The organism is Nocardioides nanhaiensis (assembly GCF_039542785.1).
Taxonomy (GTDB): domain Bacteria; phylum Actinomycetota; class Actinomycetes; order Propionibacteriales; family Nocardioidaceae; genus Nocardioides; species Nocardioides nanhaiensis.
This window is the reverse complement of sequence record NZ_BAABIM010000002.1, coordinates 375543-389179: the sequence shown is the minus strand read 5'-3', so window position 1 is coordinate 389179 and position 13637 is coordinate 375543. Positions and strand designations below refer to the sequence as shown.

The 13637-nt window shown below is 74.6% G+C and carries 14 protein-coding genes; 12 read left to right on the top strand and 2 right to left on the bottom strand.

Annotated elements, in window-relative coordinates:
• The first annotated feature begins 65 nt into the window (after positions 1-65).
• On the top strand, positions 66-887 hold the full coding sequence (locus tag ABD948_RS10030) for an alpha/beta hydrolase family protein (RefSeq protein ID WP_345265304.1): 822 nt from the start codon (positions 66-68) through the stop codon (positions 885-887).
• A gap of 15 nt (positions 888-902) precedes the next feature.
• On the opposite strand, the gene ABD948_RS10025 is transcribed toward ABD948_RS10030, so the two are convergent.
• Positions 903-2687 carry a dolichyl-phosphate-mannose--protein mannosyltransferase gene (locus ABD948_RS10025; RefSeq protein WP_345265302.1) on the bottom strand — a complete coding sequence of 595 codons (1785 nt, stop codon included), beginning with the start codon at positions 2685-2687 and terminating at the stop codon, positions 903-905.
• A gap of 70 nt (positions 2688-2757) precedes the next feature.
• Here ABD948_RS10025 and rsmI point away from each other — a divergent pair, with 70 nt between their 5' ends.
• The 7 genes from rsmI (at position 2758) to ABD948_RS09990 (ending at position 10942) form a co-directional block, all read left to right on the top strand.
• On the top strand, positions 2758-3642 hold the full coding sequence (gene rsmI / locus ABD948_RS10020) for a 16S rRNA (cytidine(1402)-2'-O)-methyltransferase (RefSeq protein WP_345265300.1): 885 nt from the start codon (positions 2758-2760) through the stop codon (positions 3640-3642).
• Positions 3639-4529, top strand: coding sequence for an alpha/beta fold hydrolase (locus ABD948_RS10015; RefSeq protein ID WP_345265298.1), 891 nt, complete (start codon positions 3639-3641; stop codon positions 4527-4529). Before rsmI ends, ABD948_RS10015 begins: the two co-directional genes overlap by 4 nt.
• Positions 4526-5410, top strand: a complete 885-nt coding sequence (locus ABD948_RS10010; RefSeq protein WP_345265296.1) for a TatD family hydrolase — start codon at positions 4526-4528, stop codon at positions 5408-5410. The genes ABD948_RS10015 and ABD948_RS10010 overlap by 4 nt, the downstream gene beginning before the upstream one ends.
• Positions 5411-5821: 411 nt before the next feature.
• Positions 5822-7066 carry a resuscitation-promoting factor gene (locus ABD948_RS10005; RefSeq protein WP_345265294.1) on the top strand — a complete coding sequence of 415 codons (1245 nt, stop codon included), beginning with the start codon at positions 5822-5824 and terminating at the stop codon, positions 7064-7066.
• 209 nt (positions 7067-7275) lie between these two features.
• Positions 7276-8142, top strand: coding sequence for a 16S rRNA (adenine(1518)-N(6)/adenine(1519)-N(6))-dimethyltransferase RsmA (gene rsmA, locus ABD948_RS10000; RefSeq protein ID WP_345265292.1), 867 nt, complete (start codon positions 7276-7278; stop codon positions 8140-8142).
• Positions 8139-9059 (top strand): 4-(cytidine 5'-diphospho)-2-C-methyl-D-erythritol kinase, encoded by a 921-nt coding sequence (locus tag ABD948_RS09995; RefSeq protein ID WP_345265290.1) that lies wholly within the window; start codon positions 8139-8141, stop codon positions 9057-9059. The genes rsmA and ABD948_RS09995 overlap by 4 nt, the downstream gene beginning before the upstream one ends.
• Before the next feature lie 56 nt (positions 9060-9115).
• On the top strand, positions 9116-10942 hold the full coding sequence (locus ABD948_RS09990; RefSeq protein WP_345265288.1) for an ABC-F family ATP-binding cassette domain-containing protein: 1827 nt from the start codon (positions 9116-9118) through the stop codon (positions 10940-10942).
• A gap of 36 nt (positions 10943-10978) precedes the next feature.
• Here the strand turns inward: ABD948_RS09990 and ABD948_RS09985 are convergent, their stop codons facing one another.
• Positions 10979-11482 (bottom strand): MarR family winged helix-turn-helix transcriptional regulator, encoded by a 504-nt coding sequence (locus ABD948_RS09985; protein ID WP_345265286.1) that lies wholly within the window; start codon positions 11480-11482, stop codon positions 10979-10981.
• 68 nt (positions 11483-11550) lie between these two features.
• Between ABD948_RS09985 and ABD948_RS09980 the strand changes: the two genes are divergently transcribed.
• The 4 genes from ABD948_RS09980 (at position 11551) to ABD948_RS09965 (ending at position 13629) form a co-directional block, all read left to right on the top strand.
• Positions 11551-12345: a trans-aconitate 2-methyltransferase gene (locus tag ABD948_RS09980; RefSeq protein ID WP_345265284.1), complete on the top strand. Its 795-nt coding sequence runs from the start codon at positions 11551-11553 to the stop codon at positions 12343-12345.
• Positions 12342-12761: a VOC family protein gene (locus ABD948_RS09975; protein ID WP_345265282.1), complete on the top strand. Its 420-nt coding sequence runs from the start codon at positions 12342-12344 to the stop codon at positions 12759-12761. The genes ABD948_RS09980 and ABD948_RS09975 overlap by 4 nt, the downstream gene beginning before the upstream one ends.
• A 68-nt stretch (positions 12762-12829) precedes the next feature.
• Positions 12830-13087, top strand: coding sequence for a metal-sensing transcriptional repressor (locus tag ABD948_RS09970; RefSeq protein ID WP_345265280.1), 258 nt, complete (start codon positions 12830-12832; stop codon positions 13085-13087).
• 56 nt (positions 13088-13143) lie between these two features.
• Complete coding sequence (locus tag ABD948_RS09965; RefSeq protein ID WP_345265278.1) at positions 13144-13629, top strand: hotdog fold domain-containing protein; 486 nt, start codon at positions 13144-13146, stop codon at positions 13627-13629.
• Positions 13630-13637: the final 8 nt, after the last annotated feature.

Sequence of the window (13637 nt, the reverse complement as noted above, 5' to 3'; positions counted from 1 at the left end):
CCCGATGGGACGGGTCGAGGAGTCATGCGCAGGGTCAGCACGGCAGGCACGGGGGTGAGTGGGGCGTGAGGCGCTGGTTGTCGGCCGCCGTCAAGGGTGTCGTCACGGTGGTGCTCACCGTGCTGCTGGTCGGTCTGCTGGTGGGTGCCACCACGGCACCGAGCGGTGAGACCGAGGGCGAGATCCAGGTCGCCGAGCTCGAGGGCCAGGGCGCCCAGCTGACGTTCCCCTCCGGAGACGGCGAGCCCAAGGGCATCGCCGTGTGGTTCCACGGGCAGGGCGGCAACGCCGCCAACCGGGTCGACGGGCCGTGGCTGCAGTCCCTGCGCCGTGCCGGCTGGGTGATCGCCTCCAGCGACTTCCACTTCACCTCCTGGGGCAACGAGGCCTCCACCGAGGACGCCCGTCGCCTGGTCGAGTGGGCCGAGGCCGAGACCGGGCTCGAGGTCCGGCTCTGGGTGAGCGGCTCCATGGGTGGGGCGGTCTCGCTCAATGCGCTCAACTTCGGCGTCGAGCCCCCCGCCTGCTGGTACGGCGTCAAGCCAGCCATCAACCTGCGCGAGATGGACAACGTGCCCGGCGGGCGCAAGTTCATCGCCCAGGCCTTCGACGGCGAGCCGCCGGCCGAGCGCGACCCGGTGCGCAACCTCGACACGCTGCCCACCGAGGTGCGCTACCGCGTGGTGGCCTCCAAGGACGACCACTGGGTGCTCTTCGACGAGAACAGCGGCCCGCTCATCTCCTCGCTCACCGAGCGCGGCGGCGAGGTCTCCCTGCTGCGCGCCACCGGCCTGCACGAGGACCCCTCGCACTTCAACACCGGCGACCTGGTGGACTTCGCCGAGACCTGCCGCACCGGAGCCACCGCGAGCGCCGACGCCGGCTGAGCTGGCCCTGGATCCCTAGATCCAGTGCCGGAACCACATCCGGTCGAGCCACTCGGATCGGGTGAGCAGCTCGTGGGTCCAGACGGGCCAGAACCACGCGGCGTTCACCAGCACCAGCACCACGAACGAGCCGGCCACGACGACGCCACCGGTGCGTCGCGGCCCGCCGGGCCGGGTGGGGCCGATCAGCCTCCCGATGCCCAGGGTGAGCGCGATGACGAGGAAGGGCAGCATGGCGATCGCGTAGAAGGAGAAGATCGGCCGGTCGTCGTAGGCGGTCCACGGCAGCCAGGTGGAGGCGAAGCCGACGACGGCCAGGCCGAAGCGCCAGTCGCGGGCGCCGAGCCACACGGCCGCCGCGTAGAGCAGTGCCAGGCACCCGGCCCACCAGATCATCGGGGTACCGAGCAGGAGCACCTGCTCGAGGCACTCGCTGTCCTCGGGCGCCGCGCAGCCCTGCTCGCCGGGGGCGATGTCGAGGTCGGCGGCCACGCCGACGGTCCGGTTGAGCAACGGCCAGGCCAGCGGCTTGGACTCGTAGGTGTGGTCGCTGCAGTTCAGGAAGTGGCTGTGGAAGGTGTAGACGTCCTGGTGGTAGTACCAGAGCGACCGCAGCGACTGCGTGACCTCGCCCAGCCCGCTGGCGTCCGGCTCCGTGGCGGTGGGCCAGCGACCGGTCTCGGCGATCTCGTGGTCGGTGGTGCGGTCCTCGCCGCTGCCCGTGCAGGGGCGCTCGGCCACGAAGCGGGTGTACTGGGTCGAGGAGAGGTGCTCCTCGTACTGGTCGGCGTGCACGAGCCAGCCCGTCCAGGTCGCGGTGTACACGAGGCCGGCCACCACCACGAGCGAGGCGAAGGCAGGGACGCCGTCGACGACGGCCGAGCGCAGCACCGCCCAGCGCACGCCGAACGAGCGGCGCGCCCCGGCGCTCCACAGCCAGGTCAACAGGCCCAGGGCCGCGAGCGGGAAGAGCGCCGTCCACTTGGTGCCGACCGCCAGCCCGAAGCTGACGCCGCCGAGCAGCAGCCAGGGGCGCAGCAGCAGCCCGCGCACCGGGCCCCAGTCGCCCGAGCCCGGCGGGTCGCCGCCCTCCTGCACCAGGCGCGCCATCCGGGCACGCATCCAGTACCGGTCGTTGACCACGCAGGCCACGCCGCACAGCAGGAAGAAGGCCAGGAAGATGTCGAGCAGCGCCACCCTCGAGAGCACCAGGTGCATGCCGTCGAGCGCGAGCAGCGCCCCGGCCAGGCAGCCCAGCAGCAGCGAACCGGTGAGCCGCAGCACCAGGCGGCACATCACCAGCACCATCAGCGAGCCGACCACGGCCGCCGAGATGCGCCACCCGAACGGGTCCATGCCGAAGGCCTTCTCACCGAGGGCGATCAGCCACTTGCCCACCTCGGGGTGGACGATCATCGAGGGGTCCTCGGCCCAGACGCCGGTGGTGCGCCCGTCGAGGATCGCGTCGTTCACGTCGACGCCGTCGACCTGGTCGAGGTAGCTGCGCACGTAGCCGAAGTTGAGCAGCGACCACGCGTCCTTGGCGTAGTAGGTCTCGTCGAAGGCGAACCGCGCGGGGTCACCCAGGCGCCACACGCGCATCCCGAACGCCACCAGGGTGACGGCGAGCGGCGCCAGCCAGCCCATCAGCCGGGCCCGACCCGCCCAGCCGGTGCCGCCGGGCACCGAGGTCGTGCCCCCGGCTCGCTCGGCCGCGGTCGGGACCGTCTCGCCGTCGGCGGTGCGGGAGAGGCCGGTGCGGGCGGTGCGCGACGGCGGCGCCTGCTCGAGCCTGCTCACGTACCGGGACTCTACGGGGCCCACCCCCGTCGCGCGGCGCGCGCGGCGTCGGTGCTGCCATGATCAGCCGGTGACCTCCGAGACCCCCGCCGGAGCCGGCACGCTGGTGCTCGCGGCGACACCCATCGGGCGGCCCGACGACGCCTCGCCGCGACTGGCCGCCGAGCTGGCGGGTGCCGACGTCGTCGCGGCGGAGGACACCCGACGCCTCAAGCGCCTGGTGGGTGACCTCGGCGTCACGCTCGGAGGGCGGGTGGTGAGCTACTTCGAGGGCAACGAGGCCGCCCGCACCCCGGCGCTGCTGGAGGCGCTGCTGGCCGGCGAGCGGGTGCTGCTGGTGACCGACGCCGGCATGCCCAGCGTCTCGGACCCCGGCTACCGGATCGTGGCGGCCGCCGTCGAGGCCGGCGTGCCGGTCACCTCGGTGCCCGGCCCCTCCGCGGTGCTGACGGCGCTGGCGGTGAGCGGGCTGCCGGTGGACCGGTTCTGCTTCGAGGGCTTCCTGCCGCGCAAGGGGGGCGAGCGGTCGCGCCGCGTGGCCGAGCTGGCCGACGAGCCGCGCACCCTGGTCTTCTTCGAGGCGCCGCACCGCACCGCGGCGGCGCTGGAGGCACTCGCCGAGGCCTTCGGCGCCGACCGCCCGGCGGCGGTGTGCCGCGAGCTGACCAAGACCCACGAGGAGGTGCGCCGCGGCCCGCTGGCGGAGCTGGTCACGTGGGCCGGCGAGGGAGTGCGCGGCGAGGTGACGATCGTCGTCGCCGGTGCCACCGGCCCCCGCCTGGCCACCGACGACGACAGCCTGCGCAGCGCCGTCGCCCGGCGCGAGGACGCCGGCATGGCGCGCAAGGAGGCGATCCTGGAGGTCGCCCGGGCCGCCGGGGTCCCCAAGCGGCAGGTGTACGGGCTGGTGCACGGGGCGAGGAACGCCGACGACACGAAGGAGACACGACCGTGAGCCACGCGGCGACCGACCCTGAGAGCGCACCCGACGAGCGCGCGCAGCGCGTCCAGCGCTACGAGCACGAGGGCCTGGTCTTCGACGTGCGCGACACCGGGCCGCTGGACGGCGACCCGGTGGTGCTGCTGCACGGCTTCCCCGAGCGCGCCTCGTGCTGGGACGCCGTCGCGCCGCTGCTGCACGCGCGCGGCCTGCGCACGCTCGCGCCCGACCAGCGCGGCTACTCGCCGGGGGCACGGCCGCGACGGCGTCGCGACCACCGCGTCCAGCACCTGGTCGACGACGTCGTGGCGCTGGCCTCCTCGCCGGCACTCGCGGGTCGCCCGGTGCACCTGGTCGGGCACGACTGGGGTGCGGTGGTGGCCTGGTACGTGGCCGCGCAGCGCCCGGACCTCGTGCGCACCCTGACGGCGGTCTCGGTGCCGCACCCGCTGGCCTACCTGCGCTCCGTGGCGACCTCGACCCAGCTGTTCAAGAGCTGGTACATGTTCGTCTTCCAGGTGCCCGGGCTGGTGGAGCGGCTGGCCCGCACGCAGCGCTTCGACCAGGTGCTGCTGGCCGGCGGCATGACCGAGGCCGAGGTGGCGCGCTTCCGCCGCGAGATGGTGGGCGAGGGCGCGCTGCGCGGCGGCCTGATGTGGTACCGCGCGCTGCCGATGCCCGCGCGGCGGCTGCTCGACGCCCAGGTGCAGGTGCCCACCACCCTGCTGTGGAGCGACGGCGACCGCTTCGTCGGCGAGGCGGGGGCGCGCTGGACACCGCGCTACGTGGAGGCCGACTACCGCTACGAGCGGCTGCCCGGCGTCAGCCACTGGGTGCCCGGGCAGGCGCCCGAGGTGCTGGCCGCCGTCGCGCTCGAGCGGATCACGGGGGAGATCCGGTGAGCCACGACACCACCACGCCACCCGCCGGCCTGGCAGGCGACCGCCCGCCCGCGCCCGAGCCGCTGCCGCACCCGGTGGTCGACAACCACTGCCACCTCGACGTCCGGCGCGGCACGGACGACGGGGAGGACGGGCCGGTCGACGTCGAGGCGCTGCTCGCGGCCGCGGCCGCCGTCGGGGTGCCGCGGATCGTGCAGATCGGCTGCGACCTGCCGGGCGCACGCTGGGCCGTGGAGGCCGCCACCACCCACGACGCGCTGGTGGCCGGGGTGGCGCTGCACCCCAACGAGGCGCCGCTGCTGGCGGCGGCCGGGCGGCTGGAGGAGGCGCTGGCCGAGATCGAGCGGCTGGCGGCCTCGCACCCGCGCGTGCGCGCGGTCGGCGAGACCGGGCTCGACACCTTCCGCACCGGCGAGGAGGGGCGCGCCGCCCAGGTGGCCTCGTTCGCCGCGCACATCGACCTGGCCAAGCGCCTCGACAAGACCCTCGTCATCCACGACCGCGACGCCCACGAGCAGGTGCTCGAGGTGCTCGACGTCGAGGGGGCGCCCGAGCGTTGGGTGATGCACTGCTTCTCCGGCGACGCCGACTTCGCGCGCCGCTGCCTGGACCGCGGCGCCTACCTCTCCTTCGCCGGCACCGTGACGTTCAAGAACGCCCAGCCCCTGCGCGACGCCCTCGCCGTGGCACCGCAGGACCGGATCCTGGTGGAGACCGACGCCCCCTACCTCACCCCCACCCCCCACCGCGGCCGGCTGAACGCCTCCTACCTGGTGCCGCTCACCGTGCGCACCATGGCGCAGACCCGCGGCGAGGACCTCGGCGAGCTCTGCGCCGCCCTGGACGCCAACACCGAGGTGGCCTTCGGCGGGGCTTGGTAGCGGCTCGCTCAGGATGCCCCCGGGGGTAGGGGGTGATCCCACGTGGACGTGTGAACACGGAACCGGAGGGCCAGAATTCTGGCCCCCCTGTTCCGCGATCCCACGTGGACGTGGGATCGCCTCCTACCCCCCGGGGTATCGAGACGGCTGCGATCCCGGTCACAACCCCACCCCGAGCAGGAGCCGCGGACTTGCCAGCAGGCGTCGTCGACTGGTCTCGTGGACCACGGACGGCCGGGATCGGGGAAGGATTCCAGGCCGGTGCGGGGTGGTCCTCCGCGGCCGCCGAGCCTGCTCGGCGGCGGCGCAGCGCTCATCCACGACCACGGCGTCGTCACCTGCCACGCGCAGGAGGGGGCGGGGGTCGGTGCCGGCTGCCCGAGGCCCGGGACGCGCGACGAACGGACAGACGTGCCCTCTCCTGGACACAGCCAGCCCGAGCAGGACCCCAGCTCCACCACCAGCACCACCACCGGATCCACCGGATCCACCGGATCCACCGGATCCACCGGATCCACCCCGCGCCGCGGCGCCCTCGGGCGCGTGCTGGCCAGCCGCGCCGCCCTCGCCTCGCTGGCGGGCGTCGTCGTGCTCGCCGTGGTGGGCACCACCGTCGGCTACGCGACGATGACCCGCGAGGTCACCCTGAGCCTCGACGGCCAGGACCAGCAGGTCACCGCGATGGGCGGCACCGTCGCCGACGTCCTCGAGGCCGAGGGCGTCGAGGTCACCGACCGCGACATCGTCGCGCCGGGTCTGGACGAGCCGATCGAGGACGGCGACCGGATCAACGTGAAGTTCGCCCGTCCGCTCGAGCTCACTGTCGACGGCGAGACCACCACCCACTGGGTGACCGAGGACCAGGTCTCCGCCGCGCTCGGTGAGATCGGCAGCTCCTTCGCGCAGGCCAAGCTCTCCACCAGCCGCGGCGCCGAGATCGGCCGCGGCGGTCTCGAGCTCGAGGTCGTCACCCCCAAGAAGCTCACTCTCGCGGTGGCCGGCAAGAAGCCGGTGCGCCGCCAGCTGGCCGTGCTGACCGTCGAGGAGGCACTGGAGCGGATGGGCGTCGAGGTCGACGCCAACGACCGCACGAAGCCCGCCGTCGACACCGAGGTCGCCGACGGCGACCGCATCGTCTACACCGACGTGCGCGTCGCCCGCGAGCGCGTCAAGCGCGAGGCGCTGGAGTTCGGCACGGTCGAGCAGGAGACCGACGAGATGACCGAGGGCGAGACCGAGGTGGTCCGCGAGGGCCGCGCCGGCGTCCGCGACGTCACCTACCGGCTCACCTACGTCAACGGCGAGCTGGACGAGCGCTCGGTCGTCAAGGCGCGGGTGCTGCGCGAGCCGGTCGACGAGGTCGTCGAGGTGGGCACCGCTCCCGAGGTGGCCCCGGCCGACTTCTCCGGCGGCGGCACCGTGTGGGACTCCCTGGCGCAGTGCGAGTCGGGCGGCAACTGGGCCATCAACACCGGCAACGGCTACTACGGCGGCCTGCAGTTCAGCCTGCCCACCTGGCAGGCCTACGGCGGCACCGGGCTGCCCAGCGAGAACTCCCGCGAGACCCAGATCGCCGTCGCCGAGCGGCTGCGCGCCGCGACCGGCGGCTACGGCTCCTGGCCCGGCTGCGCTGCCAAGCTCGGGCTGCCCACCTGACGCGGGACGGCGTGGGGGATCTACCCGGTCGACCGGGTACTCCCACGCTTGTCGGCCAACGCGTTGGCCGACAAGCTGCACATCGGGATGACGAGTCCGGCTCCCGGCGCCCCCACGGGGGACCCGGCGCGGCGACGGCAGCGAGGGCGGACGCCGGCGCCGGCAGCCGCCCGCCGACGCCGGCCCCGGGGCTCGATACCCTCGGCCCCATGACCACCTCCGCCGGCCCGAGGTTGCTCGGGGCCACGGAGGTGCGTCGGCTGGCCGCCGAGCTGGACCTGCGGCCCACCAAGCAGCGGGGGCAGAACTTCGTCATCGACGCCAACACGGTGCGCCGCATCGTCCGTGAGTCCGGCGTGGGGGAGCGCGACGTCGTCGTCGAGGTGGGGCCCGGCCTGGGGTCGCTGACCCTGGCGCTGCTCGAGGTCGTGGCGCGCGTCGTGGCCGTGGAGGTCGACGACGTGCTGGCCGCCCGGCTGCCCGCCACCGTGGCCGAGCACGCCCCCGACCACGCCGACCGCCTCGAGGTGGTGCTGGCCGACGCGATGACGGTCCAGGAGCTCCCCGGCCCCGCGCCGACCGCGCTGGTCGCCAACCTGCCCTACAACGTCTCGGTGCCGGTGCTGCTGCACCTGCTGGCGCTGCTGCCCTCGCTGGAGCGCGGGCTGGTGATGGTGCAGGCCGAGGTGGCCGATCGCCTGGCAGCGCGCCCGGGCAGCAAGGTCTACGGCGTGCCCTCGGTCAAGGCCGCGTGGTACGCCGAGGTGCGCCGCGCGGGCGCCGTCGGGCGCACCGTCTTCTGGCCCGCGCCCAACGTCGACTCCGGCCTGGTCGCCTGGAGCCGCCGCGAACCCCCCGCCACCACCGCCACCCGCGAGCAGGTCTTCGCCGTCGTCGACGCCGCCTTCGCGCAGCGACGCAAGGTCCTGCGCGGCACGCTGCGCACCCTGGCCGGCTCCGGCGAGCGCGCCGAGGCGGCGCTCGTGCAGGCCGGGGTCTCGCCCACCGCGCGCGGGGAGTCCCTCGAGGTCGGCGACTTCGCGCGGATCGCCGAGGCGCTGGCGGTGGTCGCGTGATCACCGTGCGCGCGGCCGCGAAGGTCAACCTGCACCTGGGCGTCGGAGCCCCGCGCGAGGACGGCTTCCACCCGCTCGAGACCGTCTACCAGGCCGTCGGGCTGTGCGACGACGTCGTGGCCTACGCCGCCGACGGCTGGGACCTGCAGGTGCGCGGCAGCGACTGGGTCGACCTCGACGCCGTCCCGCTCGACCGGCGCAACCTGGTGGCCCGCGCCGCCGAGGTGCTGGCCGCCCACCACGGGCTGCGCCGCACCGGGCACGTCGAGGTGGTCAAGTCCATCCCCGTCGCCGGCGGACTGGCCGGAGGCTCGGCCGACGCCGCCGCCGCGCTGGTGGCGCTCGACCGGCTCTGGGACGTGCAGACGCCCGACGAGGACCTGCTCGCGCTCGCCGCGGAGCTCGGTAGCGACGTGCCCTTCGCGCTGCTCGGCGGCACCGCCCTGGGCACCGGGCGCGGCGAGCTGGTCGAGCCCGTGGCCGACGACGGCTCGTGGTGGTGGGTGCTCGTGCCCAGTCGCGAGGGGGGCCTCTCGACCCCCGCGGTCTACCGCCGCTTCGACGAGCTGCGCCCCGACGCCCCGGCCACGCCGCCCTCGGCCCAGGCGCTGCTCACCGCCGTCGCGACCGGCGAGCCGCTGGCGCTGGCGCGCGCCCTGCACAACGACCTGCAGGAGGCGGCGCTCGACCTGCGCCCCGACCTCGCTGCCCTGCTGGCCCGCGGCGAGGCCGAGGGCGCGCTGCGCGGCATCGTCTCCGGATCCGGACCCACCTGCGCCTTCCTCTGCTCGACCGCCGACGAGGCCCGCGCTGTCGCGGGCGCGCTCCAGGGTCGCGACGCCGACGACGGTGCCGACGACCCCGTGACCGTGCTCGTGGCCACCGCGCCCGTCGCCGGCGCCCACGTGGTGGTCTGAGCCGTGCCCACCACCCCCGACCCCCTCCCCACGACCCGCGAGCCGGAGCGACTCTGATGGCCCAGGCCCCCAACCTGCTCAACCTCGAGCGGGTCTCCAAGTCCTACGGCGTGCGCCCGCTGCTGGCCGAGGTCTCCCTCGGCGTCGGGCAGGGCGAGCGGATCGGCGTCGTCGGCCGCAACGGCGACGGCAAGACCACCCTGCTCAAGGTGATGACCGGCCAGGAGACCCCCGACGCCGGCCGCGTCTCCCAGCAGCGCGGCCTGCTCATCGGCTACCTGCACCAGGGCGACGAGCTCGACGACGAGCACACCGTGCGCGAGGCCGTGCTGGGCGGCCGCGCCGACCACGAGTGGGCGGCCGAGCAGCGGCTGCGCGAGATCGTCGAGGAGCTGCTCGCCGGCGTCGGGCTCGACCGGTCGGTGCGCGGTCTCTCCGGCGGCGAGCGGCGCCGCTGCGCGCTCGCGGCGCTGCTGCTGGGCGAGCACGACCTCGTGGTGCTCGACGAGCCCACCAACCACCTCGACGTCGAGGCGGTGGCGTGGCTGGCCGGGCACCTGGTCGGGCGGTCCTCGGCGCTCGTCGTCGTCACCCACGACCGGTGGTTCCTGGACGCCGTGTGCCAGCAGACCTGGGAGGTGCACGACGGCGCCGTCGACACCTACGAGGGTGGCTACGCGGCGTTCGTGCTGGCCAAGGCCGAGCGTCAGCGCCAGGCCGCCGCCTCGGAGGAGCGCCGGCAGAACCTGATGCGCAAGGAGCTGGCCTGGCTGCGCCGCGGCGCTCCGGCTCGCACCTCCAAGCCCAAGTTCCGCATGGACGCGGCCCAGGTGCTCATCGAGGACGAGCCGCCGCCGCGCGACCGCCTCGAGCTCGAGCGGTTCGCCACTCAGCGGCTCGGCAAGGACGTCATCGACGTCGAGGACGTCGACCTGCGCCGCGGCGAGCGCGAGCTGCTCCAGGCCGCCACGTGGCGCCTGGGCCCCGGCGACCGCGTGGGGCTGGTCGGCGTCAACGGCGCCGGCAAGACCTCGGTGCTCTCGCTGCTCTCCGGCGACCTCGAGCCGACGACCGGCCGGGTCCGCCGCGGGCGCACCGTCGCGCTGAAGCACCTCACCCAGGACGTCACCCCCGAGGACCCGACGGCGCGGGTGCTGGCCACCATCGAGGCGCAGGCGCGCGTGGTGCGCACCGCCGGCGGCGAGGTGAGCGCCACCTCGCTGCTCGAGCGCTTCGGGTTCACCGGCGACAAGCTCACCGCGCGCATCAGAGACCTCTCCGGCGGCGAGCGGCGCCGCTTCCAGCTGCTGCGGCTGCTGCTCAGCGAGCCCAACGTGCTGCTGCTCGACGAGCCCACCAACGACCTCGACATCGAGACCCTCACCGTGCTGGAGGACTTCCTGGACGGTTGGCCCGGCACGCTCGTCGTCGTCTCCCACGACCGGTACTTCCTCGAGCGGGTCACCGACTCGGTGTGGGCGCTGCTCGGCGACGGGCAGGTCTCCATGCTGCCCCGCGGCGTCGACGAGTACCTGGAGCGGCGCCGTGCCGGCCTGGCCACCGGCTCGGGCGCGACGACGGCCGCCGGCGCGCCGGGGCACTCCTCCTCGCCCGGTGCGTCCAGCGCTCCCGCCGTGCCCGCCGCCGCGGCCGGCAGCGCGGAGGCCCGGGCCGCCGCCAAGACCATGGCCCGCCTGGAGAAGCAGCTCGAGCGCGCCGCCGCCCGCGAGGCGGAGCTCGGCGCCCAGATGGCCGCCGCCGCCGAGAGCGGAGACTCCGACTACGCCCGGCTGGGTGCGCTGTCCGAGCAGCTGCAGGCTCTCACCGCCGAGCGGGAGGAGCTGGAGCTGGCCTGGCTGGAGGCCGCCGAGCTCGCCGGCTGACCTGCCGGAGCGAACGGTGCGACGGCCCTGGGACCCTCAGGCGTACGGCGCGAGCAGCGAGCGCAGCAGGTCGGCGAGCGTGGCCTGCTCGGCGGGGGAGAGGTCGGCCAGCAGCGCCGCCTCGGCCTCGAGCAGCGCGGCGAAGGCGCCGTCCACGGCCTCTCGGCCGGCGGGGGTGAGCCGCACGATGACGCCGCGCCGGTCGGCGGGGTCGGGGGAGCGCTCCACCAGGCCGCGGGTGGCGAGCCGGTCGACGCGGTTGGTCATGGTGCCGCTGGTCACGAGCGTCTCGCGCAGCAGCCGCCCGGGCGAGAGCTCGTAGGGGGCGCCGGCGCGCCGCAGGGCCGCGAGCACGTCGAACTCCCACGACTCGATGCCGTGGGTGCTGAAGGCCTCGCGGCGGGCGAGGTCGAGGTGGCGGGCCAGGCGGTGGATGCGGGAGAAGACCGCCACCGGCTCCAGCGCCAGCGTGGGCAGCTCGCGCGCCCAGGCGTCGACGAGGTCGTCGACCTCGTCGCGTGGCGCGGGCTGCTCGGGCACGACGCGGAGTCTAGCGAGATCTGTCGAGAATCTTGACATCGAGATATCTTGACATCAAGATACTTCTCATGACGACGCCGACCCCCGCCGCGTGGGACCCCGACCGCTACCTCGCGTTCGCCGACGACCGGGGCCGCCCGATGCTCGACCTGCTCGCCCGCGTGGGCGCGACGGCGCCGCGCGCAGTCGTCGACCTGGGCTGCGGGCCGGGCAACCTGACGGCGCTCCTCGCGCGGCGCTGGCCGGGGGCGCAGGTGACCGGGGTCGACAGCAGCCCCGAGATGGTGGCGCGCGCCCGGCAGGCCGAGCCGGGGCTCGCCTTCGAGGAGGGGGACCTGCGCGACTGGACGCCGGCGGACCCGGTCGACGTGCTGGTCTCCCACGCGACGCTGCAGTGGGTGCCCGACCACCTCGAGCTCCTCCCGCGCTTGGTGGACGCCGTGACCCCGGGCGGCTGGCTGGCCTTCCAGGTGCCGGGCAACTTCGAGGAGCCGAGTCACGTGCTGCGCCGTGAGCTGGAGGCGGAGCAGCCCTACGCGGCCCACACGGCGGGGCTCGAGCGACCCGGCAGCCACGACCCGGCCACCTACCTCGAGGCGCTGACGGCGCTCGGGTGCGCCGTGGACGCCTGGGAGACCACCTACCTGCACGTGCTCACGGGCGAGGACCCGGTGTTCACCTGGATCAGCAGCACCAGCGCCCGGCCGGTGCTCGCCGCCCTCCCCGCCGAGCTGCGAGCCGGTTTCGAGGCCGAGCTCAAGCAGCGCCTGCGCACCGCCTACCCGCCGCGCACCCAGGGCGTGGTGCTCCCGTTCCGCCGCGTCTTCGTCGTGGCCCGCACGCCCGAGAGGACGATCGCATGAGGCTCCACCACGTCCAGGTCGCCTGTCCTCGTGGGGGCGAGGGGGGAGCCCGCCGCTTCTACGGCGAGGGCCTGGGTCTGCAGGAGGTGCCCAAGCCCGCCGAGCTCGCCGGTCGAGGCGGCTGCTGGTTCCGGGCCCTCGACGCCGCGGGCGCCGTCACCGCCGAGCTGCACGTGGGCGTCGAGGACCCCTTCGCGCCCGCCCGCAAGGCGCACCCGGCCCTGCTGCTCGAGGCCGGCCCGGACGGTGCGCCGCCGCCGACCGTCGACGAGCTGGCGGCGCGTCTGGAGGGCCTCGGCTTCGAGGTCGACCTCGCCGAGCGGGCGACGTTTCCCGGCTACGAGCGGCTGCACTCCTTCGACGCCGCCGGCAACCGCGTGGAGGTGCTGCGCGCGTGGGAGCGCCCGGCGCGCTAATGTCGCCCCTTGAGGGAGACGCTCGGGGGAGTACACGAGGTCGCCAGCACTTCTGGAGGGGGACCAGAGTGGACGTACGAGAGATGGCCGGGGTGGTCAACCGGCTCAAGCGGGCGCAGGGTCAGCTGTCGGGCGTGCTCGACATGATCGAGGCCGGCCGCGACGTCGAGTCGGTGCTGCAGCAGCTCAAGGCGGTGACGCGCGCGCTCGACCGCGCGGCCTACGTCGCGCTGGTCACCGAGCTCACCAGCACCATCCCGCCCGAGGCCGGCATCGCGACCGAGGACCTCGAGCGCGCGGAGCGGCTGTTCCTCACCCTGCGCTGAACTTGTCCTGGCGGGGGCGCTGACACGTCAAGTTACCCACTGGTAGCCTGCGCTGCATGAGCAGCGTGCTGACCCTGTGGCAGAAGTCGAGCAGCCTCCCCGTGGTGGGCCCCGTCCTGGGCACCCGGCTGTTCTCGTTCGCCTTCAGCCAGAAGGCGCCCTACTTCGCCACCATCCGGCCGCGCTTCACCGAGATCCGGCCCAACCGCGCCGAGCTCGTGATCCCCAAGCGCCGCGGCGTGCACAACCACCTCGGCACCGTGCACGCCATCGCGCTGTGCAACGGGCTCGAGGCCGCCATGGGCGCGCTCGCCGAAGCCAGCATCCCGGGCGACCGGCGCTGGATCCCCAAGGGCATGGAGGTCAGCTACACCGCCAAGGCCACCAGCGACATCACCTGCGTCGCCGAGACCGACCCCGGCCAGTGGACCGGGGACGACCCCGACGTTCCCGTGCGCGTGCGCGGCGTGCGTGACGACGGCACGGTGGTCGTCGAGGGCGTCATCCGGCTCTGGGTGACGCCGAAGCCGCCGCGCGGCTGAACCCCGGC